Here is a 24,778-nt window from a genome sequence, read left to right as displayed (position 1 = left end):
AAACGAAAAGCGCAGGAAACCGTTTAGAAACGGAGGAATAAGTGAGAGGCCGGAAAGGGTGGTTTTACCCTTGCAGGGCTATCGCTTAGGCCGCAGTTTCTGGTTTCTGGAGCTGGATCTAGCCGCAGCGCTAGACTTAGTAAGTCAACGCCAAAGACCAAGCACTCCGGTGCTTGGCACGCATGAGATGTAAGGCATGAAAAGTTTCTTATCTAGTTTTGAGGGTTCATTCCATATGAATGCTTGCATTGTCTGGTGGTAATAGCGAAGAGGTCACACCTGTTCCCATGCCGAACACAGCAGTTAAGCTCTTCAGCGCCGATGGTAGTTGGGTTCGCCCCTGCGAGAGTAGGACGCTGCCAGGCAAGATAAAATCCCTGATCCTTATATGGATCAGGGATTTTTTATGTCTTGCCTTATCTTTCTGTCAATCAGGGAATATAAATATTTTACTTCATACTAACGTGGGGATTTTCATATACTGCTTAGAGAAAGAAGGGAAGCATAGATGGAGCAGTACTTTAATGATCAATTTTTAACTGTGATGTTTAAAATAATAATAGCAATATTCTTGTCAGGTGCAATCGGGATGGAACGTGGGATGGGTAATCACCATGCTGGTTTAAGGACTCATATCCTCGTAGGGGTAGGATCTTGTCTTATGATGATTTTATCCTTGTACGGTTTTACGGAATTCAGTGAAGAGCATGCCTATGTGCGATTCGATCCCGCACGTATACCTTCTTATGTCATCAGCGGCATTGGTTTCTTGGGAGCAGGAACGATCCTGGTCAATGGAACGACCGTACGAGGCCTCACGACAGCCGCATCTGTCTGGACCGTAGCAGGTCTTGGTCTGGTGATAGGGGCAGGAATGTATATGGAAGCTGTATTCACAACTATCATCATTCTATTGGTCCTTATATTCCTGAATAATTTTGAAAAACTGTTTTTATCCAGTAAAAAGCAGAAAGCATATCGTCTAGATATCGAACTGGATAGAGAAGAAAGCATAGCTCCTATTATGGAAATACTCGAGCGTCATCATCTGGCATTGGCAAATATGAAAATGAAAAAACACCACCATGATAGCAGATTGCTGCATGTCGAGCTGGAAACACGTCACGCTATAAATGAAATAGAGCTCTTTGAGGAATTGACTGACCTGACGAATATTAGATCAGTCAGTACAGTGAAAAGTTAAAACCCTTTTTAAGGGTTTTTTTCTGTTTTTGGGGGCTATGCTAAAGAAGAAGAGCTTTGCATTCCACTTGCAAAATGTATATAATATAGTCAAAGATAGTCAAAGTCAAAAGAAGGGGGGAAACTTGTGTGAGCAATAATATATCTGACATAATCGAGGCATATTTAAAGCAGATTCTTCAATCAACGGATACGCAGGAAGTGGAGATAAAGCGAAGCGAAGTAGCCAATCGTTTTCAGTGCGTGCCCTCGCAAATCAACTACGTCATTAAAACGAGATTCACCATTGAAAAGGGATATCTGGTCGAAAGCAAGCGCGGTGGCGGCGGTTATATTCGTATAATTCGGGTAAAGCATCATACAGAAGCAAGTTTGATAGATGATGTGATCGAAATGGTGCAGCCACGCGTGTCACAGCAGACCGCCAACAGCGTGATTGAACGGCTGGCAGAAGAGGGTATCCTGACACAACGGGAAGCAAAGATCATGCTTAGAGCAACCAGCCGGGAAACTCTAGCCTTCCCTCTTCCTCTTCGAGATGAGGTCAGGTCTCGTATCCTGGTTTCAATGCTGACTGCTATCAAGTACTAGTCAGATAAGGAGGGCATTAGGATGGAATGTCAAGAATGTCATATTAGACCAGCTACATTACATTTGACGAATGTCGTCAATGGGCAGAAGACGGAAATGCATGTTTGTGAACAATGTGCGAAAGAGAACGGATATGTCTCCTATGGCCAAGAAGGGTATTCCCTGCATAACTTATTATCTGGTCTATTTCATATGAATCCATCGACTGTTCAAGGACATAAACATTTCTCTCAAGCGCAACCCACACTTGCTTGTCCGAAGTGCGGACTCACATATAATGAATTTACCCGTATAGGAAAATTCGGATGTGCATCCTGTTATGAAACTTTCGAGGATAATCTGAATCCTGTCTTCCGTCGTGTACACAGCGGTAATACTAAACACGAAGGCAAGATACCAAAGCGGATGGGCGGCGGTATAGAGAAGAAACGGAAGATTGCTGCATATCGGGAATCCATGCAGCAATACATCCAAGCAGAAGAATTCGAAAAAGCAGCAGAGCTCCGCGATAAGATACGTTCTTTGGAGCAGCAGTCAGATGAACGGGAAGAGGGTGAGAGCTAATGTCACTTGAGAAATTCATGAGTGATGCAATCAGCCCATGGATGAAAGAGAATGGACCAGATTGTGATATCGTTATGAGCAGCCGTATCCGGTTAGCCAGAAACTTTGAGAATCGCACTTTCCCTTTGATTGCTAAAGCGGAGGATTTGGACGACGTGCTCAATTTCTTCCAAGACAGCTACCAAGATGCTTCCTTCAAAGATCGCGGACAGATGCAATTCGTTCGTATTGCCGATCTGTCACCGATCGAGAAAAAAGTTTTTGTCGAGAAACACTTAATAAGCCCTCATTTGGCAGAACACGCAGAGGAAGCAGGAGTTTTGCTCTCTGAAAGCGAACAAGTCTCTATCATGGTAAATGAAGAGGATCACCTGCGCATTCAGCTATACTTACCAGGCTTCCAGCTGCAAAAGGCACTGCAAGAGGCATTCGAAGTCGATGATTGGCTTGAGCAGAAGATAACATATGCTTTCGATGAAGAAAGGGGTTATCTGACGACTTGTCCGACGAATGTAGGGACGGGGCTTCGAGCTTCGGTCATGATGCATCTGCCTGCTTTGACCATGACGCATCAGATGAACCGGCTGACACCGGCAATCAACCAGCTTGGGCTTGTGGTTCGCGGCATTTATGGAGAAGGCAGCGAAGCTCAAGGCAATATCTATCAGATATCTAACCAGATCACCCTGGGAAAATCCGAACAGGATATTGTCGAGGATCTGGAAAGTGTGGTCAGCCAACTGGTCGAGCAGGAAAGGCAGGCTCGTCAGACATTGACAGAGGAGCTGAGCATTCAGCTGGAGGATCGGATTTTCCGTTCTTATGGCACGCTGCGGTATAGCCGTATCATCGAATCCAAGGAAGCTGCAACCTGCTTATCCGATGTTAGGTTAGGCATTGATCTTGGGTATATAGAAGATATGCCTCAATCTATACTTAATGAATTAATGGTATTGATACAGCCCGGCTTCCTTCAGCATTATGCGAATAGGAGTCTGTCTGGCAGAGAACGAGATGTATTACGTGCATCCCTCATCAGAGAACGGATGCATTTGGAAAATAACTGATTGATCGAGGAGGAATTCCTATGATGTTTGGACGTTTCACGGAAAGAGCGCAAAAGGTCCTTGCACTTGCACAAGAAGAGGCAGTGCGTCTTGGGCATAACAATATTGGAACAGAACATATTTTATTGGGTCTAGTGAGCGAAGGTGAAGGAATCGCTGCTAAGGCTCTGACGACACTGGGGTTGGAAACAGAGCGTATTCAGGAAGAGGTTGAGCAGCTGATCGGGCGCGGCCAGAAAATCACTGGTACACCTTACTACACGCCGCGTGCGAAGAAAGTGATCGAGCTTTCCTTGGACGAAGCGAGAAAGCTGGGTCATTCCTACGTGGGTACTGAGCATATCCTTCTCGGATTGATTCGCGAAGGAGAAGGCGTCGCAGCACGTGTGCTGAATAATCTTGGAGTGAGCTTGAATAAGGCTCGTCAGCAAGTATTGCAGCTTCTGGGCAGTAATGAGTCATCTGCAGGGAAACAGCGCGGCAGTCAGTCTGCCAGAGCGAATACGCCGACACTTGATTCTTTGGCAAGAGATCTTACGGCGATTGCCAAAGAAGGCAATATTGACCCGGTGATCGGCCGTGAAAAAGAAATCGAGCGTGTCATTCAAGTCCTCAGTCGCCGTACCAAGAATAACCCTGTCTTGATCGGGGAGCCAGGTGTAGGTAAAACGGCAGTTGCCGAAGGTCTTGCGCAGCAGATCATTAACAATGAGATTCCGGAGATCTTGCGGGATAAACGTGTCATGACGCTTGATATGGGTACAGTCGTGGCAGGTACGAAATATCGCGGGGAATTCGAGGATCGCTTGAAAAAAGTGATGGAGGAGATCCGCCAAGCAGGTAATATCATTCTCTTCATCGATGAACTGCATACACTAATCGGTGCAGGTGGAGCAGAAGGGGCAATCGATGCTTCCAATATCTTAAAACCATCCTTGGCACGCGGGGAACTGCAATGCATCGGTGCTACTACATTGGATGAGTACCGCAAATACATCGAGAAGGATGCAGCATTGGAACGCCGCTTCCAGCCGATCCAAGTCGATGAACCATCAGTTGAGGAATCCATTCAGATTCTCACAGGCCTGCGTGATCGATATGAAGCCCACCACCGTGTAACAATCACGGATGATGCGATTCGTGCAGCAGCAGAGTTCTCTGATCGTTATATCACAGATCGTTTCCTGCCGGATAAAGCGATAGACTTGATTGATGAAGCAGCTTCCAAAGTACGTCTTCGTTCTTACACAGCTCCGCCCAACTTGAAAGAGCTTGAGCAGAAGCTGGAGGAAGTACGCAAAGAGAAAGACGCCGCCGTTCAAAGCCAGGAATTCGAAAAAGCGGCTTCCTTGCGCGATACAGAGCAGCGCCTGCGTGATCAGCTGGATCAGACGAAGGATCAATGGAAAGAAAAGCAAGGTCAGGAAAGCAGTGAAGTCACTGTGGAGGACATCGCTTCAGTCGTTTCCATCTGGACTGGAGTGCCGGTAGCCAAGCTGACAAAGGATGAATCGGAACGTTTGCTCAATATGGAGCAGACATTGCATGGCCGTGTCATCGGCCAAGAGGAAGCGGTTGTCGCTATCTCCAAAGCGATTCGCCGGGCGCGTGCAGGTCTCAAGGATCCGAAACGTCCGATCGGTTCCTTCATCTTCCTTGGTCCAACAGGTGTCGGTAAAACAGAATTAGCGCGAGCTTTGGCTGATTCCATGTTCGGTGATGAAGATGCGATGATCCGTATCGATATGTCCGAATACATGGAACGCCACTCCACTGCACGTCTTGTTGGTTCCCCTCCGGGATATGTCGGGTATGAAGAGGGTGGTCAGCTTACCGAGAAAGTTCGTCGCAAACCGTACTCCGTTGTCTTGCTGGATGAGGTGGAAAAAGCACACCCAGAGGTCTTCAACATCTTGCTTCAAGTGTTGGAAGATGGCCGTCTGACTGATTCGAAAGGTCGTCTGGTCGATTTCCGCAATACGATTCTGATCATGACCTCCAATGTCGGCGCTAGTGAACTGAAGCGCAGCAAGTCACTTGGTTTCACATTGGATAGTGAAGATCAGAACTTCAAGGATATGAAGGCGAAAGTTACAGAGGAACTGAAGAAAGCATTCCGTCCGGAGTTCTTGAACCGAATCGATGAAACGATTGTGTTCCATCCGCTGGAGAAGAAACACATGAAAGATATCGTCACATTGATGGCAGACCAGCTAAAAAAACGTCTTGCACAGCAGGATATCGAGTTCACGCTGACGGATGCTGTTATTGAGAAGATCGCTAATGACGGCTTCGATGCGGAATATGGAGCTCGTCCATTACGCCGTGCAATCCAGAAGAACATCGAAGATCTATTATCAGAGGAACTCCTGCGCGAGAATATCCGCAAAGGGCAACAAGTGAATATAGATGTTGATAAAGAAGGTAAGTATGTCGTTACTGGCAAATAATGAATAGGGAGGTGTATACGCCTCCCTTTTTGCTATTATATTTGTGTAATTATTTCTATATTAATGATTTTATTTGATATATTTCTGTAACTTTTATGCCGTAATTATCGTATAAAATGATAGAGAAGGATTTGATAGGTTTGGCAAAGAGAAAGACAAAGTATGTTTGTCAGGAATGCGGATATGAATCCGCTAAATGGATGGGCAAATGCCCAAGCTGCAATAATTGGAATACCTTTACGGAAGAAGTGGTTTCACCAGCTGGCAGCGGTGCTTTTCGTCATTCAAATACAACGACCGCTGCAAAGCCTCAATCGATTACAGCCATCCATTCCGAAAAGGAGCCGCGGGTAACGACGAATCTTCCTGAATTCAACAGGGTACTCGGCGGCGGCATCGTAGCAGGATCGCTTGTACTTATCGGTGGCGACCCGGGTATCGGTAAATCGACCTTGCTGCTGCAGGTCAGCGCACAGCTGGCAGAAAAGGAATTGCCTGTCCTGTATATCTCGGGAGAGGAATCTGCACGACAGACGAAACTGAGGGCCGATCGTCTTGGTGTAAAAGCTGATCAGCTTTATGTATTATCCGAGACCAATCTGCAGGATATTACGCGGCATATAGAGGATGTGAAACCGGCGTTTGTCGTTGTCGACTCCATCCAGACTGTTTACCGAGAAGAAGTCACGAGTGCGCCCGGGAGTGTTTCGCAGGTGAGGGAGTGTACCAGTGAGCTGATGCGGGTTGCCAAAACGAATGGCATACCGATTTTCCTCGTCGGTCATGTAACGAAAGAAGGCGCAATTGCCGGTCCGAGACTTCTTGAACATATGGTGGATGCTGTACTTTATTTTGAAGGGGAACGGCATCATACATTCCGAATTTTACGAAGCGTGAAGAACCGGTTTGGAAGTACAAACGAAATGGGTATCTTCGAGATGAAGGAAGAGGGATTGAGGGAAGTATTGAATCCATCTGAAATCTTCCTGGAGGAAAGGTCCCAGGGGGCAGCAGGATCGACAGTCGTGGCATCGATGGAAGGAACACGGCCGGTCCTCGTTGAAATTCAGGCACTTATCTCACCGACTAGCTTCGGAAATCCGCGGCGTATGGCTACTGGTACGGATCATAACCGGGTGCCGTTGTTGATGGCAGTACTGGAGAAGCGGGTCGGACTTATGCTTCAGAACCAGGATGCATATGTCAAGATTGCCGGAGGTATGCGTTTAGATGAGCCAGCGATCGATCTGGCGGTGGCTGCAAGCATTGCATCCAGTTTCAAGGACAAGCCGACCAAGCCGGATGATGTATTGATCGGTGAGGTAGGTTTGACAGGGGAAGTGAGACGTGTATCCCGTATAGAGCAGCGCGTTCAGGAAGCGGCCAAGCTCGGTTTCAAGCGGGCAATCGTACCGAAGAAGAATCTGGACGGCTGGACGGTCCCATCGAGTATCAAAGTTGTTGGAGTCAACTCAGTAAGTGAAGCACTCCGAATTGTGTTGGGAGAGGATTAACCTCTCCTTAAAATGGTAATATTTTTTGACATTTAATATAAAACTATGCTACTATGTAATATTTACTAAATTGACTGGTATTCTAAAACGTGCTACGGTTAAACTGCAATTATTTATTTTTACGTCTAATATATTTTATTTCAGGCAATACTTTCTGTTAGGAGGTGACAGTAATGTTAAAGCGAATCGTGCAATTATTCATTATCGTTGCAGGCGGTATGGTCGGGTTCCTCTACATCCCTAAATTGATGGATCTAGCGAACCTTACCAACATTGGTTGGCTGAATTCCCCGATCGTCGGATTGATTGGCGGAGCTATTCTATTATTCTTATTACTGTTTTGGGTGGTCGATTATATAGTCGGCTTCATCCATTGGGTGGAGGACTCACTGGTCAAGACACCTGCTGCTGATTTGTTCTTTGGCAGCATCGGGCTCATTATCGGATTGGTCGTTGCGTACTTGATTACAATCCCGATTCGCGGTATCGGTTTTGTACTTGTTTCGGAAGTGCTGCCGCTGTTTGTGACCATTTTCCTCGGTTACATCGGGTTCCAGGTCGGTTTCAAACGTCGGGATGAATTCCTGAATATGATGACGCTGGCGAAAAAGGACAAGAAAAAGGCTGCAGATGAGCAAGAAGTTGGAGAAGAGAAAGTCCAAGCTATCCAGCCTAAATCTAAGCTGCTGGATACGAGTGTCATCATCGATGGCCGAATTGCTGATATTTGCGAAACGAATTTCCTCGAGGGTACGATCGTCATTCCGCAATTCGTATTGAACGAGCTCCAGCATATTGCGGATTCATCAGATGCATTGAAGCGAAATCGCGGTCGTCGTGGTCTGGATGTCCTGAACCGGATTCAAAAGGATATGCCTGGTGTCAAAGTGGAATTTTACGAAGGTGACTTCGAGGATATTCCGGAAGTGGATTCCAAGCTTGTCAAATTGGCAAAAGTCATCGATGGTATCGTCGTTACGAATGATTTCAATTTGAATAAAGTATGTGAATTCCAGAATGTACCGGTGCTGAATATTAATGATTTGGCTAATGCGGTGAAGCCGGTTGTCATTCCTGGAGAGGAATTGACTGTCCAGGTGATCAAAGACGGGAAAGAGCATAATCAAGGCGTGGCTTACTTGGATGACGGAACGATGATCGTTGTCGAGGAAGGGAAGAACTATATTGGCAAGACGATCGAAGTGCTTATTACAAGTGTCTTGCAAACTTCTGCCGGCCGAATGATCTTCGCAAAGCCTAAATTACTTGAAAAAGCATTGTGAAAAAGTATAACATGATAGAAGTAGACAAAAGTGATAACATGGGATGTTATCGCTTTTGTTTGGATTCGATATAAAATAAGGCGGTAAAATAGATGTATTATCAAGCTATCGTGTTAGCTGCCGGGCAAGGAAAGCGGATGCAGACCGGCCGCAATAAGCAATTTCTCACAATTGGACAAAAGCCGCTCATTGTCCATACGCTGACAGTTTTCGACAAGGATCCTTGGTGTGCATCCATCACGCTTGTTGTAAGCGAGGCTGATCGCAAATTGATGCTTCAGCTGCTGACAGCTCAAAAATGGTCGACACCGATCAACCTGACAGAAGGCGGAAGCGAGCGGCAGGAGAGTGTCCTGATGGGGCTGGAAGCATTACCTGAGAAGTCCGGTATGGTATTCATACACGATGGCGCCCGGCCATTTGTTACAATCGACAGGCTCCATGCTCTGGCCGAAGCGTGTCAGCAGCATCGCGCTGCTATCCTGGCGGTTCCTGTCACCGACACGATCAAGCTTCGTCGGGGCAATCGTCTGGAGACGATGGATCGCGGGCTGCTGTGGGCTGCTCAGACACCGCAGGCCTTTGATTATCAGCTTATCTATGACGCCCATGTGTCAGCAAAGGTCGACGGAATGCTTGGTACAGATGATGCGTCCTTGGTCGAGCGGATCGACCAAGATGTCTTCATCGTAGAAGGCAGCTACGACAACATGAAGCTTACGACACCAGAGGATTTATACAAAGCGGAAGCATTTCTAAATGGCAAATAAAGCGAGGTCACATTATGTTTCGAATTGGACAAGGATTTGATGTACATGCATTTGCAGAGGATAGACCGTGTATCATCGGCGGGATTACAATTCCTTACGAGCTAGGATTGCTTGGTCACTCGGATGCGGATGTACTATTACATACGATTGCTGATGCATGTCTTGGTGCCTTGGCACTGGGCGACATCGGCAAACATTTCCCGGATACAGATCCTGCTTTCAAGGATGCGAACTCGGAAGTATTGCTGCGTCATGTATGGCAGCTTGTAAAAGAAAAAGGCTACAAACTCGGGAATTTGGATTGCACTGTTATTGCACAAGCACCGAAAATGGCACCATATATCGATCAGATTCGTGAAAACGTAGCGGGGATGCTTGAGGCGGAACCGGGACAGATCAATGTGAAAGCAACAACAACAGAACAGCTTGGCTTTACTGGCCGAAAGGAAGGAATCGCTGCGCAAGCAGTCGTTCTTTTGCAGCAAGCCTAACATAATCGAAAGGGAGTTATTCATATGTCAAAACCTGTACGTGTGCGCTATGCGCCGAGTCCGACTGGACATTTGCATATTGGAAACGCACGAACTGCACTATTCAACTACTTATATGCACGTCATCATGATGGCAAATTCATCGTCCGCACAGAAGATACGGATCAGAAACGAAATGTGGAGGGCGGCGAGGAGAGCCAGTTCAGCTATTTGAAATGGCTTGGTATTAAATGGGACGAAGGTGCTGATATCGGCGGCGAGTACGGTCCGTACCGTCAATTGGAGCGTTTGGATATCTATAAAAAGTACGTAGATGAATTGCTCGATCGCGGTCTTGCTTATAAATGCTATGTGACGGAAGAGGAACTGGAGAAAGAGCGCGAGGAACAAAAGGCGAATGGACAAGTTCCCAAGTATTCTGGTGCACACCGTGATCTGACACCGGAACAGCAAGAGCAATTCGAAGCAGAAGGCAGACAGCCGAGCATCCGCTTCCGCGTGCCGGAGAACAAAACATACAAGTTCAACGACATCGTTCGTAATGAAATCAGCTTCGAATCCAGTGATTTCGGTGATTGGGTCATCGTGAAGAAAAATGGCATTCCGACATATAACTTTGCTGTGGCAATCGATGACCATTTGATGGAAATTTCACATATCCTTCGCGGGGAAGAACATATTTCCAATACGCCGAAGCAGCTGATGATTTATGAAGCTTTCGGCTGGGAGCCGCCTCAATTTGGTCATATGACATTGATCCTGAACGAAAACCGCAAGAAGCTTTCCAAACGCGATGAGCATATTCTACAGTTCATCGAGCAATACAAGAACCTAGGATATCTGCCGGAAGCGATGTTCAACTTCATCAGCCTGCTCGGCTGGTCGCCGGTCGGTGAAGAAGAGATTTTCTCCAAAGAGGAAATCATCAAGATTTTTGATCCGAACCGTCTATCCACTTCTGCCGCAATCTTTGATCCGCAGAAGCTGAAATGGATGAATAACCAATATATCAAGTCTGAGGATGCCGATCGCATCGAGAAATTGACTTTGCCGCATTTGATTCAAGCGGGCAAGCTGCCTGAGAACATGGAAGACTCCCGTCGGGAATGGGCCACTGAGCTTATCGCGCTCTATAAAGAACAAATGAATTATGGCGCGGAGATTGTCGAGCTGACAGAGCTATTCTTCCAGGATGAGATTTCATATGATGAAGAGGCAATGGCAGTGCTGCAGGATGAGCAAGTGCCGGATGTCCTGGCAGCATTCTCTGAACAGCTTGCTGCATTGGAAGCATTCGAGCCGGATGCAATCAAAGGTGCAATCAAAGCGACACAGAAACAGACTGGCCAAAAAGGCAAGAAGCTCTTCATGCCTATCCGTGTAGCGACAACAGGTGCCACGCATGGTCCGGAACTGCCGAATTCCATCCACCTGCTTGGTGAGACAGTTGTACAGAACCGTCTTCGTGCAGCAATCGAGCAACTGACAAAGTAAAATATTCACTTTTTCACTGAAATATAATATAGTATTACTACACATTTGAACGTAGAAGAGGAGAAGTACGCATCTGCCTTTCCATTCAGAGAGAGCCGCATACGCTGCGAGCGGCTTTGGAAAGTTTTTGCTGAAATGCACCTCGGAGTCTTTTGCCGAACTGTTAGTAGGTAAAAGCGGTTCTCACCGTTATCAGAGTGAAGCTGGGGAAGCCAATAGGCTCGCCCAAATAGAGTGGAACCGCGCAAAAAGCGTCTCTGTCGTTGTACAGGGACGCTTTTTTTCGTGAAACAATACATGCGGAAAGGAAGGGCAAAATGGGATTTTTTAAGATGCTTAAAGAGGATGTTATGGTCGTCTTCGACCAAGATCCAGCTGCTCGCTCCTATCTGGAAGTTATCCTTACGTATTCGGGCTTACATGCCATCTGGGCACATCGGATTGCACACCAATTGTATAAGTATAAATTCTATTTCCTTGCCCGTGTTGTTTCACAAGTGAGCCGTTTCTTCACTGGCATTGAAATACATCCTGGAGCTACGATCGGCCGACGTTTCTTTATTGATCACGGCATGGGTGTCGTCATCGGGGAGACATGTGAAATCGGTAATAATGTGACAATCTTCCAAGGGGTGACGCTTGGGGGTACTGGGAAGGAAAAAGGCAAGCGGCATCCGACTGTCAAGGATAATGCGCTTATCGCGTCAGGAGCCAAGGTATTAGGTTCGATCACGATTGGTGCCAATTCCAAGATAGGAGCAGGCTCTGTTGTTTTGCAGGATGTTCCGGACTGTTCGACGGTCGTCGGCATCCCGGGGCGCGTCGTCATAAAAGATGGTGAACGTATCAGGAGAGATTTGAATCATCAGGATTTGCCGGACCCAGTTGCGGAGAAGCTAAGGAAAATGGATCTGGAAATCAAAGAACTGCAGCGGGAGTTAGCCGCAGCAAAAGGAGAGAAACAGCATGTCGGTAAAAATTTATAATACATTGAGCCGGAAAAAGGAGCCATTCGTTCCGATTGAAGAAGGGAAAGTAAGCATGTACGTCTGCGGACCGACTGTTTACAATTACATTCATATCGGTAATGCAAGACCGCCGATCGTATTCGATACAGTCCGCCGTTATTTGGAGTATCGCGGATATGATGTTAAGTACGTCATGAACTTCACGGATGTCGATGACAAAATCATAAACGCAGCGAAAGAAATGGGGGAAGATGTCTACGCAGTAGCAGAGAAATTCATCCAAGCGTATAAGGAAGATACATCTGCACTAGGAGTGAAGGAAGGAGCACTTCACCCGCGTGTGACGGAGAGCATGGAAGAGATCATCGATTTCGTCCAAGGCTTGATCGATAAAGGCTATGCCTATGTATCCGAAGGTGATGTTTATTTCCGCACCCGTTCTTTTGATGGGTATGGAAAGTTATCTCATCAGTCCATTGATGAATTACGTTCAGGTGCCCGCATCCGTGTCGGGGAACAGAAGGATGATCCTCTTGATTTCGCACTATGGAAAAATGCAAAGCCGGGCGAGATTTCCTGGGATACACCATGGGGCAAAGGACGTCCGGGCTGGCATATCGAATGCTCGGCGATGGTGAAAAAGCATCTTGGTGACACCATCGATATCCATGCAGGCGGAACGGATCTCACTTTCCCGCACCATGAAAATGAGATCGCTCAATCAGAGGCACTCAATGGGAAGTCATTTGCGAATTATTGGATGCATAATGGACACATCAATATTGATAACGAGAAAATGTCCAAGTCACTCGGCAACTTCATCCTGGCGCATGATTTGATCAAGAAACATGATCCGCAAGTATTGCGATTCTTCATGTTGAGCGTACATTACCGCAACCCGATCAATTTTACAGATGAATTATTGGAAAGTGCCAAATCAGGGTTGGCGCGAATCAAGAATGCCTATGATAATCTGCAGCATCGAAAAGCTGCCAGCACGAACCAGGATAGCAGTGTCAAAGAAGTAATGGAGACAATCCAAGAGCTCATCGCTCGTTTCGAAGAAGAGATGGATGACGATTTCAATACAGCCAATGCAGTTTCTGTGTTATTCGATCTAGCTAGAGAAGCGAATGTTTACTTGCAGCAGGAACAAACATCCGAACAGGTCATCGAAGCCTTCACCAAAGCATTCGAAGACCTTGGCGGCGTTCTTGGCGTCACTTTCGCTGCTGAAACAGAACTGCTGGATGATGAAATCGAAGACTTGCTGGCTCAGCGAGTAAAAGCACGCAAAAACCGCGATTTTCAGGAAGCGGACCGGATCCGGGATTTGCTCAAGGAGAAAAATATTATCCTGGAGGATACATCGCAGGGTACGCGCTGGAAAAGAGGATAATGCATGAACGTCAAACAAATGAAAAGTCTGGCACTCGCTTATATGGGGGACGCTGTTTATGAGATCTATGTCCGCCGGCATCTGCTGCAAAAGGGAGAGGTCAAACCAAATCAGCTGCATCATGCGGCTGTCACCTTCGTTTCCGCCAAGTCGCAAGCGAAGGTGATTCGGGATTGGCTCGAGCAGGACATGCTGTCGGAGGAAGAACAGGCGGTCTTTCGGAGAGGGCGTAATGCCAAGTCCGGTACGGTGCCTAAAAACACGGATGTACAGACTTATAGATATAGTACAGGCTTTGAAGCGCTTATCGGGTATCACTATCTGCTGGAAAATACAGATCGTCTCGAGAGCCTTATACAAGCAGCTATCACATACGTAGAAGAAAGGAGTCACAAGCATGGCAGATGAATGGATAATCGGTAAGAATCCTGTCACAGAAGCGTTGCGATCCGGACGATCAATCAACAAAATCATGGTTTCGGAACATTTGCAGCCAAAGACATGGCAGTCGATACAGGAGCTTGCAAAAACGCATGGTACCATTGTGCAAAAAGTGCCGAAACGGAAATTGGATCAATTGATCGAGGGGAACCATCAGGGGATTGTTGCTTCGGTTGCAGCCTATGAATACAGTACAGTGGATGATTTATTCCATGTGGCAGAGGAACGGGGAGAGGAGCCGTTCTTCATCATCTTGGATGAAATGGAGGATCCGCATAATCTCGGTTCGATCCTGAGGACAGCGGATGCGGTCGGAGCGCACGGTGTCATCATTCCGAAGCGTCGTTCCGTCAGTCTGACAGCTACTGTAGCGAAGACTTCCGCTGGTGCGATTGAATACATTCCGGTGGCGCGTGTAACGAATTTGGCTAAGACGATCGATCAGCTCAAGGAACGGAATGTATGGATTGCCGGGACAGCAGCGGAGGGGGCGATTGATTACCGCCGTCTCGATGCAGTAGGAGCAATCGCCCTTGTCATTGGAAATGAAGGAAAAGGTATCAGCCGGCTGGTCCGGGAGAAATGTGACTGGACAGTTTCACTACCGATGCAAGGCAAAGTCACATCGCTCAATGCCAGTGTTGCGGCTAGTCTTCTCATGTATGAAGTAAACCGCCAGCGTCATCCGCTAGGGGAATAATCATGGTCATCTTGGTGGTCGATGGCTATAATGTCATCGGGGCATGGGAAGAACTTCATGCACTCCGCGATAAAGATTTTGAACAGTCCCGCCAGCTGCTGATTGAGAAGCTGGCCGAGTATCAGGCATACACAGGTCATCGAGTCATCGTCGTATTCGATGCTTATCACGTGAGAGGCTTGGAGAAAAAATACGAAAACTTTAAGATTGAAGTTGTTTATACAAAAGAAAAAGAGACAGCAGATGACCGTATCGAAAAATTGATTAAAACGTTGAAAAATGTCAAGACCCAAGTCTATGTCGCAACAAGCGATTATGCGGAGCAGCGTACTATATTTGGGCAAGGAGCACTTCGTAAATCTTCCAGGGAACTATATCTGGAAATCAAGCAGATCGAACGGGAAATCAACCAGGAAATCAGGGAATACAATAGTCGACAATTTCAGCCAAAAATACCCTTGAAACCCGAAGTTCGGGATACGCTCGAAGCATGGCGCAGAAGGAAGAAATAACCAAAGTAGTATATTGACGGTTATTTGGGGCGCCTGTATAATGACCGTATAAATTCGCGGTATACATGGTCAGGGGGAATCCTTAAGTGACAATTGTCAAACAGCGGACAGAAGACCAGGATTACGCAGTGATGGAAGATAGTGTTCTTGTAGATTTAGTTAAAGCAGGTCATGTTGATGCCCTAGATTTTCTGATTAACAAGTATCGAAATTTTGTCAGAGCGAAAGCTCGTACGTATTTTCTGATCGGAGCCGACCGGGAAGACATTGTCCAGGAAGGGATGATCGGCCTTTATAAGGCCATCCGTGACTTTAATGGAGAGAAACTTGCTTCATTCAAGGCATTCGCCGAACTTTGTGTGACGAGACAAATCATCACAGCAATCAAGACGGCGACCAGACAGAAGCATATACCACTCAACTCTTATGTATCGTTGGACAAGCCGATCTATGACGAGGAATCGGACAGGACGCTGCTTGATATCATCGTCAGCTCCAAAGCCGGGGATCCGCAAGATGTCCTGATAAATCAGGAGCGATTCCTTGATATGGAGGAGAAGATGGCCCAGCTCCTGAGTGAACTTGAAAGACAGGTGCTTGCTCTTTATTTGGATGGCAGATCTTATCAAGAGATTTCCGAGGAATTGAAGCGGCATGTCAAGTCGATCGACAATGCCTTGCAGCGGGTGAAACGAAAGCTGGAACGCTATCTTGAGATCAGCGAAGTGACATTATAGCTCCGTTGACAAGCGATTTCATGCGTGCTAGAGTAAAATTGTGTCAAAATACCCGAGAGGGTGAAGATTTTTGCGTAAAACAGTTACATTAGCGTGCTCGGAATGCTTGAGCCGCAACTATTCCACCGCCAAAAGTGGAAATCAATCACAACGCTTAGAGACTAGGAAATTCTGCAAACGATGCGACAAGCATACCGTCCATCGGGAGACAAAATAGACAACAATGCCTGTCGGCGAGAGTTTGGGGGTAGTACCGTGAATCCTGTTACGTTTTTGAAAAATGTATCAAAAGAGATGAAGAAGGTCAGCTGGCCAACTGGCAAAGAGCTGTATCGCTACACGATCGTGACAGTTTTAACCGTCGTGTTCGCTGCTATATTCTTCGGCTTGGTTGATTTAGGGATCTCTGAGATTTTAAATTTATTCTTTTGAATAATACTCACTGATATATGCTATAATGGTATTAAATATTGCTCGTAGAGAAAAACCCGTTGCGTACGGGTTTTTTAAATTGGTCTTTTTTGCCCAGTATCGGCAATAACTAAACAAAGGGAGGGAAGGACAAGCGCTTGTCCTGACAACATGGAAAAAAGATGGTATGTCGTACACACTTATTCTGGATATGAAAACAAAGTAAAAGCCAACCTGGAGAAAAGACTCGATTCCATGGGTATGGAAGATAAGATCTTCCGTGTCGTCGTCCCTGAAGATGAAGAGACAGAGATCAAGAACGGTAAACGTAAAACAGCGATGAAGAAAGTCTTCCCTGGTTACGTATTGACGGAAATGATCATGACGGATGATTCCTGGTATGTCGTACGGAACACACCAGGTGTTACAGGTTTCGTCGGATCGACTGGTTCGGGCTCCAAGCCAACACCGCTTTTGGATGAGGAAGTGGAAGTCATCCTAAAACGGATGGGCATGGATGAGACATTGACAGAGTTCGATTTCGAAGAGAAGGAAAGTGTTCGTGTCACCGACGGACCATTCACAGACTTCACAGGAACAATCGAAAATATCGACATGGATAAACAGAAGGTCAAAGTCCACGTCAATATGTTCGGACGCGAAACACCGGTGGAGCTTGATTTCTCACAAATCGAGAAATTATAATCCTGCAATCGGAATTTATTTGGAAGCCCCTTGCATTGTTTATGGATAAATGCTAGAATCTTAATGTTATTGACTATAGTGTTATGCTATCTATAGCTATACAGACATGTTGAGTGGGAGGGTGACAAGCCCTATTACCACATCACGGACTTAAGGAGGTGTGTCTCGTGGCTAAAAAAGTAATCAAAGTTGTAAAATTGCAGATTCCTGCAGCGAAAGCGAATCCAGCTCCACCAGTAGGACCGGCACTAGGTCAAGCAGGTGTGAACATCATGGGATTCTGTAAGGAATTTAACGCCCGCACGCAAGAACAAGCTGGCTTGATCATTCCAGTTGAAATCACGGTATTCGAAGACCGTTCATTTACATTCATCACCAAAACTCCGCCTGCTGCAGTCTTGCTTAAGAAAGCAGCTGGTATCGAATCAGCATCTGGTGAACCAAACCGTAACAAAGTCGCTACACTTAAACGCGATAAAGTTAAAGAGATTGCGGAAACTAAAATGCCTGATTTGAATGCTGCAAGTGTTGAAGCAGCAATGCGTATGGTTGAAGGTACTGCTCGCAGTATGGGAATCGTCATCGAAGACTAATTCCATTTCAACCAAGGAAAATGACGAGGTTGCGTGAATGGAGGATCCCATTTCGCAGCCTTTTTAAAAGCCGGCATTTCCGGCAATGACGGACTCTGTCCGTTCCGCTTTAACAAGTGGGAGGTCCTACCGTTAAAACCACAATCCGAGGAGGAAAAGGAAATGGCTGTAAAAAGCAAAAAGAAACAAGAAGCACTTAAGCTTGTTGATCGTACGCAATTGTACGAAGTGAAAGAGGCTGTTGCCCTTGTCAAAAAGACTGCAACTGCTAAATTCGATGAAACTATCGAAGCTGCTTTCCGTTTGGGTGTAGACCCTAAGAAAGCTGACCAGCAAATTCGCGGTGCAATGGTATTGCCGCATGGTACTGGTAAATCACAACGTGTATTGGTATTCGCTAAAGGCGACAAAGCAAAAGAAGCGGAAGCTGCTGGTGCTGACTTCGTCGGCGAACAAGATCTAATCGCGAAAATCAACGACGGCTGGTTCGAGTTTGACGTTATCGTTGCAACTCCGGACATGATGGCTGAAGTTGGTAAATTGGGCCGTGTGCTAGGACCAAAAGGTCTGATGCCTAACCCGAAAACTGGCACTGTTACATTTGACGTGGAAAAAGCTATCCAGGAAATCAAAGCTGGTAAAGTAGAATACCGCGTTGACAAACAGTCCAACATCCATGTACCAATCGGTAAAGCTTCCTTCTCTGAAGAGAAATTGGAAGAAAACCTTGTTGCATTGATCGAGCAGCTTATTAAAGTGAAACCACAAGCTTCCAAAGGCCTTTACATGAAGAACGCAGCCGTTGCTTCTACTATGGGTCCTGGAATCAAAGTTGACGTAGCTCCTTTCCGTTAATTGTCTGTTGACATCTAATTGGAAACACTATATAATCAACTGTGGTTAAAACCTAATAAACGTTATACCTAAGACAGCAGGTGCCCTAGGGCTTAATTTCCTGCCGAGGTGTGTGAGATAAAACAGGCAGTCTGTTCCGACTGTTCCTTATGATCATGCCTCCATGTCGAATGGAGGCATTTTTCATGTTAACTCCAGGTATAATGGTGAACAAGCTAACAGGAGGTGGAACATATGTCCAAGATCATCGAACAAAAGAAACAGGTTGTAAATGAAATCGCTGAGAAATTCCAAGCGAGCCAATCTACAATCGTAGTAGACTACCGCGGTCTTACTGTTTCTGAGGTGACAGAACTTCGTAAACAGCTTCGTGAAGCTGGTGTGGATTTCAAAGTCTACAAAAACACGTTGACTCGCCGTGCTACTGAAGTAGCTGGTTTGACTGAACTAGACGAGAACTTGACAGGCCCAACTGCTATCGCCTTCAGTAATGAAGACGTAATTGCTCCTGCTAAGATCTTGAACGAGTTCGCTAAAAAGAACGAAGCGCTTGAAATCAAAGCTGGTGTCATCCAAGGTAATGTAGCTTCTGTAGAACAAGTTAAAGAACTTGCGGATCTACCGAACTACGAAGGTTTGCTTTCTATGTTGCTTAGCGTGCTACAAGCACCGGTTCGCAACTTCGCTTATGCAGCGAAAGCAATCGCAGAACAAAAAGAAGAGCAAGGCGCTTAAGGCTGCCTGAGGCTTCCATACAAAATAAAACATTTTCCAAGGAGGAAATATCATGTCCAAAGAGACAATCATTGAAGAGATTAAAGGTATGTCCGTTCTAGAATTGAACGATCTTGTTAAAGCTATCGAAGAAGAATTCGGCGTTACTGCTGCAGCTCCTGTAGCAGTTGCTGGTGGCGGTGCTGCTGAAGCTGCTGAAGAGCAAACTGAATTTGACGTTGTTCTTACAAGCGCTGGCGCTTCCAAAATCAAAGTTGTTAAAGCTGTACGCGAAGCAACTGGCCTAGGTCTTAAAGACGCTAAAGATCTTGTAGATAACGCTCCTGGCAACATCAAAGAAGGCGTATCTAAAGACGAAGCTGAAGAACTTAAAGCTAAACTTGAAGAAGCTGGAGCTTCTGTAGAAGTTAAGTAATAACACGAAAGCTCGCCCTCGGGCGAGCTTTCCTTTTATCTATCTCTCCATGGCAATCGTGAATGGATCCTGAAAAGAAGGTGACCAATTATGTCGGATCATTATTATACCAATCAGCCGCAATCTAAGAGTGCTCCTGCTACATGGCGCTTCACACTGAAAGACAATGAACTTGTGTTCACTTCGGATAGCGGAGTATTTTCCAAGAAGGAAGTGGATTTCGGGTCCAGGGTTTTGATTGATGTTTTCAGAGAGCCGGAAATAGAAGGGGATATACTGGACCTTGGTTGTGGATATGGACCGATCGGCATTTCATTTGCAAAAGCTTTCGCAGATCGTTCTATTGTGATGAGTGATGTCAATGAACGTGCAGTATCACTTGCAAAACAGAATGCTGAAGCGAATGAGGCGAGTAATACACAATTTTATGTGAGTAATCGCTTGACCGCTTTTTCGGACCGGAAATTCGCGGCAATTGCTACCAACCCTCCAATCCGGGCAGGCAAGAAGGTTGTACATCAGATATTTGAAGAGAGCTACCAGGCATTGCTCCCTCAAGGTGAGCTCTGGGTTGTCATTCAAAAGAAACAAGGTGCCCCATCTGCTCAGGAAAAATTGAATCAGCTGTTCGGCTCATGCGAAATCGTGAAGAAGGATAAAGGCTATTACATTCTATTAGCCAAAAAAGATTGACTCGCATAAAAGCTTGTGGTAGTATTGTAAAATGCCAATAGATAACGATACTCGGAGAGGATTATAATTTTCTTTGGGGGTCGTGTTTAAACTGTCGGCCAATTGGCAAGACTGCTATCAATATTGTATTTTTGCCTTTGTCGATTTTATCTAAATATGTATGATCAGGGTTATGTCGCCATTTCGGAGGAGCTAGCAAGCTGAATTTTTAACGGTTTTTATGAAAAAACCTTTTTCGCTTTTAGCTTGTAGGCGACGCAGGAAGGACAGTCGGAGTGTTTCGCTGTTGGAACTATACCACTTTCTGATGTTTGTTAAACAGGAAGGAAAAGCCCGTCTCATTACAACATTCACATCACATTCGTATTTATGCGAATGCTTTTCTATGTAAACGGAAGATGTGAACAATGCAAATATTGTGGCGATTCATTTATGTTAGCTACAATATATAATTTATTGCTTGGAAAGTCAATCGGCATTCCGGCAATTCAGGCAGACCTTTATCCGAAAAAGGTTGGTCGCACAGGAAGTAGACAGCAAGGGAAACTTGCTGCAGGATGTTGATTTACTGCGGTCTTTAAGATTGCAGCTTGAATACATTACTAATGTTTGATTTGAGGGGTGAAGCTGTTGACAGGTCAAGTAGTTCAGTATGGACGACACCGCCAGCGCAGAAGCTATGCACGTATTAGTGAAGTGCTAGAGTTACCGAATCTTATCGAGATTCAAACCGCTTCTTATGAATGGTTCTTAGAAGAAGGATTACGAGAGATGTTCCAGGATATTTCCCCGATCGAGGATTTCGCGGGTAATTTATCGCTGGAATTTGTCGACTATAGCCTTGGCGAACCGAAATATCCAGTAGATGAAGCAAAAGAAAGAGACGTTACCTATAACGCTCCGCTTCGTGTGAAAGTCCGCTTGTTGAACAACGAGACAGGCGAAGTAAAAGAACAGGAAGTATTCATGGGCGACTTCCCATTGATGACAGATACAGGTACGTTCATCATCAACGGTGCTGAACGCGTAATCGTATCACAGCTTGTTCGCTCCCCTAGTGTTTATTTCAGTGAGAAATTCGACAAAAACGGGAAACGCGGCCATACAGCGACTGTCATTCCTAACCGTGGTGCATGGCTTGAGTTCGAGACGGATGCAAAGGATGTAGTCCATGTCCGCATCGACCGTACGCGTAAGCTTCCTATCACTGTCCTGCTTCGTGCGCTTGGATTCGGAAGCGATCAGGAAATCATCGATCTCATAGGCGAGAATGAGTACCTTCGCAACACATTGGAGAAAGATAACACGGAAACTACCGAAAAAGCATTGCTTGAAATCTATGAGCGTCTTCGTCCGGGAGAGCCGCCTACCGTAGAGAATGCGAAGAGCTTGCTTGTTTCCCGTTTCTTCGATCCAAAGCGTTACGACCTTGCGCATGTAGGTCGTTATAAAATGAATAAAAAGCTTCATATCAAAAACCGTCTATTCAATCAGACATTGGCTCAGCCTATCGTTGATGAAGAGACTGGCGAAGTGCTTGCACAAAAAGGCGACAAACTGGACCGTCGTCTGCTTGATAAGATTCTTCCTCATCTTGATGGTACGAATGGTAAATTCGGTGAGAACATCCTAGAGCCGCATGATGGTGTAGTGGAAGATCAAATCATGGTTCAGACGATCAAAATCGTCGACCCAACAGATCCGGAAGGCGAACGTACGTTGAACGTCACCGGTAACGCTTCCGTTGACGACAGCGTGAAGAATCTTGACCCTGCCGATATCGTGGCAGCAGTCAGCTACTTCTTCAATCTACTTTATGAAGTTGGCGACACAGATGACATCGATCACCTTGGTAACAGAAGATTGCGTTCTGTCGGTGAATTGCTTCAGAACCAATTCCGTATCGGGCTATCCCGTATGGAGCGTGTGGTACGTGAGCGCATGTCCATTCAGGATACATCCGCCATCACGCCGCAGCAGCTGATCAATATCCGTCCGGTGATTGCATCCATCAAAGAATTCTTTGGAAGCTCCCAGCTTTCCCAGTTCATGGACCAGACCAACCCGCTAGGTGAATTGACACACAAACGTCGTCTTTCTGCTTTGGGGCCTGGTGGTTTGACTCGGGAACGTGCAGGCTTCGAAGTGCGTGACGTACACTATTCCCACTACGGCAGAATGTGTCCGATCGAAACGCCGGAGGGTCCGAACATCGGGTTGATCAACTCTCTTTCCACTTATGCGAAAGTGAACAAATTCGGTTTTATCGAGACACCTTATCGCCGCGTCGATCCGGAAACGAACCGTGTAACGGAACAAATTGATTACCTGACTGCCGATGAGCAGGATAACTACGTGATCGCACAGGCGAACTCTCCACTGACAGAAGAAGGCGGCTTTGAAAACGAAGAAGTCGTTGCCCGTTTCCGTGAAGAGAATACAATTGTTGCCCGTGAGCGTATCGATTACATGGACGTATCACCGAAACAGGTTGTATCCGCCGCGACAGCGTGTATCCCGTTCTTGGAAAACGATGACTCCAACCGTGCATTGATGGGTGCGAACATGCAGCGACAAGCAGTACCGTTGATGCAGCCAGAAGCACCAATCGTAGGTACTGGTATGGAATATGTATCCGGTAAAGACTCCGGTGCAGCGGTCATCTGCAGAGCAGAAGGTATCGTAGAACGCGTCGAAGCAAAAGAAATCATTGTTCGCCGTATCACGGAAGTTGGCGGCAGTGAAGTCAAAGGCGATACAGATCGCTATCGTCTGCAAAAATTCAATCGTTCCAACCAAGGAACTTGTTATAACCAACGTCCAATCGTCAGCGTCGGCGACCGTGTGACAAAAGGTGAAATCCTTGCCGATGGACCTTCCATGCAGGACGGTGAACTTGCGCTTGGACGCAACGTACTTGTTGCCTTCATGACATGGGAAGGTTACAACTACGAGGATGCCATCATCATGAGCGAACGCCTTGTGAAAGATGATGTATACACATCCATCCATATCGAGGAATACGAATCAGAAGCACGAGATACGAAGCTTGGACCAGAAGAAATCACTCGCGACATCCCGAACGTTGGGGAAGACGCATTGAAGAACCTTGATGAGCGCGGAATCATCCGTGTTGGTGCTGAAGTTTCCGATGGTGATCTGTTAGTTGGTAAAGTAACGCCTAAAGGTGTAACGGAGCTATCTGCAGAAGAACGTCTATTACATGCGATCTTCGGTGAGAAAGCCCGCGAAGTCCGTGATACATCCCTTCGTGTGCCTCATGGTGCCGGCGGTATTGTATTGGATGTCAAGATCTTCAATCGTGAAGATGGCGATGAACTTCCTCCAGGTGTAAACCAGCTTGTTCGTGTTTATATCGTTCAGAAACGTAAGATTTCTGAAGGGGATAAAATGGCTGGACGTCACGGTAACAAAGGGGTTATCTCCAAAATTCTTCCTGAAGAAGATATGCCGTTCATGCCGGACGGTACACCTGTAGATATCATGCTTAACCCACTAGGGGTACCATCTCGTATGAACATCGGACAGGTGTTTGAGCTTCACTTGGGTATGGCAGCCCGTGCGCTGGGCATCCACGTTGCAACACCGGTATTTGATGGTGCGCGTGAAGAAGATGTTTGGGAAACGCTCGAAGAAGCTGGCATGCCGCGTGATGCGAAGACGATCCTTTATGATGGCAGAACTGGTGAACCGTTCGATAACCGTGTATCTGTCGGTGTATCGTACATGATCAAGCTTGCCCACATGGTTGATGACAAGCTGCATGCGCGTTCCACAGGTCCTTATTCACTAGTTACGCAGCAGCCGCTCGGTGGTAAAGCACAGTTCGGTGGACAGCGTTTCGGTGAGATGGAGGTATGGGCACTGGAAGCATACGGTGCAGCATATACCCTTCAAGAGATTCTTACTGTCAAATCCGATGACGTAGTCGGACGTGTGAAGACGTATGAATCGATTGTCAAAGGTGATAATGTACCGGAACCTGGTGTACCAGAATCGTTCAAAGTATTGATTAAAGAGCTTCAAAGTCTTGGTATGGATGTCAAGATCCTCAATGGCGATGAAGAAGAAGTAGAAATGCGAGAACTCGAAGATGAAGACGAGACGCAAGTACCTGACCGCATCAATCTTGATGTACAGGAAGGTTAAGGCGCCCAAAACATCGA

General features: G+C 46.3%; 26 protein-coding genes, 1 rRNA gene and 2 other annotated features. All 27 genes read left to right on the top strand.

Annotated features, from left to right (window positions below; translation table 11 throughout):
- Positions 1-251 precede the first annotated feature (251 nt).
- The 27 genes from rrf to rpoB all read left to right on the top strand — a co-directional run bounded on the left by rrf (position 252) and on the right by rpoB (position 24,761).
- A 5S ribosomal RNA gene (gene rrf / locus BLQ53_RS17545) occupies positions 252-365 on the top strand.
- A 143-nt stretch (positions 366-508) separates the two neighbouring features.
- Positions 509-1,204, top strand: coding sequence for an MgtC/SapB family protein (locus BLQ53_RS17540; protein WP_093728609.1), 696 nt, complete (start codon positions 509-511; stop codon positions 1,202-1,204).
- Positions 1,205-1,332: 128 nt separating this feature from the next.
- The gene (locus BLQ53_RS17535; RefSeq protein ID WP_093728608.1) at positions 1,333-1,794 is read left to right on the top strand and encodes a CtsR family transcriptional regulator; all 462 of its coding nucleotides are present in this window, start codon (positions 1,333-1,335) and stop codon (positions 1,792-1,794) included.
- Positions 1,795-1,815: 21 nt separating this feature from the next.
- Positions 1,816-2,358, top strand: a complete 543-nt coding sequence (mcsA, locus tag BLQ53_RS17530) for a protein-arginine kinase activator protein McsA (RefSeq protein WP_093728607.1) — start codon at positions 1,816-1,818, stop codon at positions 2,356-2,358.
- Entirely contained in the window at positions 2,358-3,425 is a 1,068-nt protein-coding gene (mcsB, locus tag BLQ53_RS17525; protein ID WP_093728606.1) for a protein-arginine kinase McsB, read from the top strand. The genes mcsA and mcsB overlap by 1 nt, the downstream gene beginning before the upstream one ends.
- Before the next feature lie 20 nt (positions 3,426-3,445).
- Complete coding sequence (gene clpC / locus BLQ53_RS17520) at positions 3,446-5,875, top strand: ATP-dependent protease ATP-binding subunit ClpC (protein WP_093728605.1); 2,430 nt, start codon at positions 3,446-3,448, stop codon at positions 5,873-5,875.
- 140 nt (positions 5,876-6,015) lie between these two features.
- Complete coding sequence (radA, locus tag BLQ53_RS17515; RefSeq protein WP_093728604.1) at positions 6,016-7,389, top strand: DNA repair protein RadA; 1,374 nt, start codon at positions 6,016-6,018, stop codon at positions 7,387-7,389.
- Between the two features lie 173 nt (positions 7,390-7,562).
- Positions 7,563-8,672, top strand: coding sequence for a PIN/TRAM domain-containing protein (locus BLQ53_RS17510; protein ID WP_093728603.1), 1,110 nt, complete (start codon positions 7,563-7,565; stop codon positions 8,670-8,672).
- A 92-nt stretch (positions 8,673-8,764) separates the two neighbouring features.
- Positions 8,765-9,442 (top strand): 2-C-methyl-D-erythritol 4-phosphate cytidylyltransferase, encoded by a 678-nt coding sequence (gene ispD / locus BLQ53_RS17505; protein WP_093728602.1) that lies wholly within the window; start codon positions 8,765-8,767, stop codon positions 9,440-9,442.
- A gap of 14 nt (positions 9,443-9,456) precedes the next feature.
- Positions 9,457-9,933 (top strand): 2-C-methyl-D-erythritol 2,4-cyclodiphosphate synthase, encoded by a 477-nt coding sequence (gene ispF / locus BLQ53_RS17500; RefSeq protein WP_093728601.1) that lies wholly within the window; start codon positions 9,457-9,459, stop codon positions 9,931-9,933.
- Between the two features lie 24 nt (positions 9,934-9,957).
- Complete coding sequence (gltX, locus tag BLQ53_RS17495; protein WP_093728600.1) at positions 9,958-11,427, top strand: glutamate--tRNA ligase; 1,470 nt, start codon at positions 9,958-9,960, stop codon at positions 11,425-11,427.
- A gap of 43 nt (positions 11,428-11,470) precedes the next feature.
- Positions 11,471-11,689, top strand: a binding site (T-box leader).
- 31 nt (positions 11,690-11,720) lie between these two features.
- On the top strand, positions 11,721-12,413 hold the full coding sequence (gene cysE, locus BLQ53_RS17490) for a serine O-acetyltransferase (RefSeq protein ID WP_425288318.1): 693 nt from the start codon (positions 11,721-11,723) through the stop codon (positions 12,411-12,413).
- Complete coding sequence (cysS, locus tag BLQ53_RS17485; protein WP_093728599.1) at positions 12,394-13,794, top strand: cysteine--tRNA ligase; 1,401 nt, start codon at positions 12,394-12,396, stop codon at positions 13,792-13,794. The genes cysE and cysS overlap by 20 nt, the downstream gene beginning before the upstream one ends.
- A gap of 3 nt (positions 13,795-13,797) precedes the next feature.
- A complete protein-coding gene (locus BLQ53_RS17480; protein WP_093728598.1) occupies positions 13,798-14,202 on the top strand; it encodes a Mini-ribonuclease 3 in 405 nt (134 codons plus the stop codon).
- Entirely contained in the window at positions 14,192-14,935 is a 744-nt protein-coding gene (gene rlmB / locus BLQ53_RS17475; RefSeq protein WP_093728597.1) for a 23S rRNA (guanosine(2251)-2'-O)-methyltransferase RlmB, read from the top strand. Before BLQ53_RS17480 ends, rlmB begins: the two co-directional genes overlap by 11 nt.
- 2 nt (positions 14,936-14,937) lie before the next feature.
- Positions 14,938-15,447 (top strand): NYN domain-containing protein, encoded by a 510-nt coding sequence (locus tag BLQ53_RS17470; protein ID WP_093728596.1) that lies wholly within the window; start codon positions 14,938-14,940, stop codon positions 15,445-15,447.
- An 86-nt stretch (positions 15,448-15,533) separates the two neighbouring features.
- Positions 15,534-16,184: an RNA polymerase sporulation sigma factor SigH gene (gene sigH, locus BLQ53_RS17465; protein ID WP_093728595.1), complete on the top strand. Its 651-nt coding sequence runs from the start codon at positions 15,534-15,536 to the stop codon at positions 16,182-16,184.
- A 70-nt stretch (positions 16,185-16,254) separates the two neighbouring features.
- Positions 16,255-16,401, top strand: coding sequence for a 50S ribosomal protein L33 (gene rpmG / locus BLQ53_RS17460; protein ID WP_093728594.1), 147 nt, complete (start codon positions 16,255-16,257; stop codon positions 16,399-16,401).
- 38 nt (positions 16,402-16,439) lie between these two features.
- Entirely contained in the window at positions 16,440-16,616 is a 177-nt protein-coding gene (secE, locus tag BLQ53_RS17455; RefSeq protein WP_038565135.1) for a preprotein translocase subunit SecE, read from the top strand.
- A 150-nt stretch (positions 16,617-16,766) separates the two neighbouring features.
- Positions 16,767-17,300 carry a transcription termination/antitermination protein NusG gene (nusG, locus tag BLQ53_RS17450; RefSeq protein WP_093728592.1) on the top strand — a complete coding sequence of 178 codons (534 nt, stop codon included), beginning with the start codon at positions 16,767-16,769 and terminating at the stop codon, positions 17,298-17,300.
- Between the two features lie 167 nt (positions 17,301-17,467).
- Positions 17,468-17,893 (top strand): 50S ribosomal protein L11, encoded by a 426-nt coding sequence (gene rplK, locus BLQ53_RS17445; RefSeq protein ID WP_139180901.1) that lies wholly within the window; start codon positions 17,468-17,470, stop codon positions 17,891-17,893.
- A gap of 162 nt (positions 17,894-18,055) precedes the next feature.
- Entirely contained in the window at positions 18,056-18,748 is a 693-nt protein-coding gene (gene rplA / locus BLQ53_RS17440; RefSeq protein ID WP_093728590.1) for a 50S ribosomal protein L1, read from the top strand.
- Between the two features lie 49 nt (positions 18,749-18,797).
- Positions 18,798-18,943: a sequence feature (ribosomal protein L10 leader region), on the top strand.
- 39 nt (positions 18,944-18,982) lie between these two features.
- Complete coding sequence (gene rplJ / locus BLQ53_RS17435) at positions 18,983-19,483, top strand: 50S ribosomal protein L10 (RefSeq protein WP_093728589.1); 501 nt, start codon at positions 18,983-18,985, stop codon at positions 19,481-19,483.
- Between the two features lie 52 nt (positions 19,484-19,535).
- Positions 19,536-19,898 carry a 50S ribosomal protein L7/L12 gene (gene rplL / locus BLQ53_RS17430; protein ID WP_093728588.1) on the top strand — a complete coding sequence of 121 codons (363 nt, stop codon included), beginning with the start codon at positions 19,536-19,538 and terminating at the stop codon, positions 19,896-19,898.
- 90 nt (positions 19,899-19,988) lie between these two features.
- Positions 19,989-20,591 (top strand): class I SAM-dependent methyltransferase, encoded by a 603-nt coding sequence (locus tag BLQ53_RS17425; RefSeq protein WP_093728587.1) that lies wholly within the window; start codon positions 19,989-19,991, stop codon positions 20,589-20,591.
- A gap of 432 nt (positions 20,592-21,023) precedes the next feature.
- On the top strand, positions 21,024-21,155 hold the full coding sequence (locus BLQ53_RS19340; RefSeq protein ID WP_280137081.1) for a hypothetical protein: 132 nt from the start codon (positions 21,024-21,026) through the stop codon (positions 21,153-21,155).
- Positions 21,156-21,221: 66 nt separating this feature from the next.
- On the top strand, positions 21,222-24,761 hold the full coding sequence (rpoB, locus tag BLQ53_RS17420; protein WP_093728586.1) for a DNA-directed RNA polymerase subunit beta: 3,540 nt from the start codon (positions 21,222-21,224) through the stop codon (positions 24,759-24,761).
- The last annotated feature ends 17 nt before the right edge of the window (positions 24,762-24,778 follow it).

This window comes from Terribacillus halophilus (genome assembly GCF_900101385.1).
In the GTDB taxonomy this organism is placed as follows: domain Bacteria; phylum Bacillota; class Bacilli; order Bacillales; family Amphibacillaceae; genus Terribacillus; species Terribacillus halophilus.
This window is presented reverse-complemented; position numbering and strand designations above follow the sequence as displayed.

What these genes read in the sequence shown, in the direction of transcription:
- BLQ53_RS17540 (WP_093728609.1), top strand. Translation starts at nt 509, where the DNA reads ATGGAGCAGTACTTTAATGATCAATTTTTAACTGTGATGTTTAAAATA.
- mcsA (WP_093728607.1), top strand. Translation starts at nt 1,816, where the DNA reads ATGGAATGTCAAGAATGTCATATTAGACCAGCTACATTACATTTGACG.
- mcsB (WP_093728606.1), top strand. Translation starts at nt 2,358, where the DNA reads ATGTCACTTGAGAAATTCATGAGTGATGCAATCAGCCCATGGATGAAA.
- clpC (WP_093728605.1), top strand. Translation starts at nt 3,446, where the DNA reads ATGATGTTTGGACGTTTCACGGAAAGAGCGCAAAAGGTCCTTGCACTT.
- BLQ53_RS17510 (WP_093728603.1), top strand. Translation starts at nt 7,563, where the DNA reads ATGTTAAAGCGAATCGTGCAATTATTCATTATCGTTGCAGGCGGTATG.
- ispD (WP_093728602.1), top strand. Translation starts at nt 8,765, where the DNA reads ATGTATTATCAAGCTATCGTGTTAGCTGCCGGGCAAGGAAAGCGGATG.
- ispF (WP_093728601.1), top strand. Translation starts at nt 9,457, where the DNA reads ATGTTTCGAATTGGACAAGGATTTGATGTACATGCATTTGCAGAGGAT.
- gltX (WP_093728600.1), top strand. Translation starts at nt 9,958, where the DNA reads ATGTCAAAACCTGTACGTGTGCGCTATGCGCCGAGTCCGACTGGACAT.
- cysS (WP_093728599.1), top strand. Translation starts at nt 12,394, where the DNA reads ATGTCGGTAAAAATTTATAATACATTGAGCCGGAAAAAGGAGCCATTC.
- BLQ53_RS17480 (WP_093728598.1), top strand. Translation starts at nt 13,798, where the DNA reads ATGAACGTCAAACAAATGAAAAGTCTGGCACTCGCTTATATGGGGGAC.
- rlmB (WP_093728597.1), top strand. Translation starts at nt 14,192, where the DNA reads ATGGCAGATGAATGGATAATCGGTAAGAATCCTGTCACAGAAGCGTTG.
- BLQ53_RS17470 (WP_093728596.1), top strand. Translation starts at nt 14,938, where the DNA reads ATGGTCATCTTGGTGGTCGATGGCTATAATGTCATCGGGGCATGGGAA.
- nusG (WP_093728592.1), top strand. Translation starts at nt 16,767, where the DNA reads ATGGAAAAAAGATGGTATGTCGTACACACTTATTCTGGATATGAAAAC.
- rplA (WP_093728590.1), top strand. Translation starts at nt 18,056, where the DNA reads ATGGCTGTAAAAAGCAAAAAGAAACAAGAAGCACTTAAGCTTGTTGAT.
- rplJ (WP_093728589.1), top strand. Translation starts at nt 18,983, where the DNA reads ATGTCCAAGATCATCGAACAAAAGAAACAGGTTGTAAATGAAATCGCT.
- rplL (WP_093728588.1), top strand. Translation starts at nt 19,536, where the DNA reads ATGTCCAAAGAGACAATCATTGAAGAGATTAAAGGTATGTCCGTTCTA.
- BLQ53_RS17425 (WP_093728587.1), top strand. Translation starts at nt 19,989, where the DNA reads ATGTCGGATCATTATTATACCAATCAGCCGCAATCTAAGAGTGCTCCT.
- BLQ53_RS19340 (WP_280137081.1), top strand. Translation starts at nt 21,024, where the DNA reads ATGTTAGCTACAATATATAATTTATTGCTTGGAAAGTCAATCGGCATT.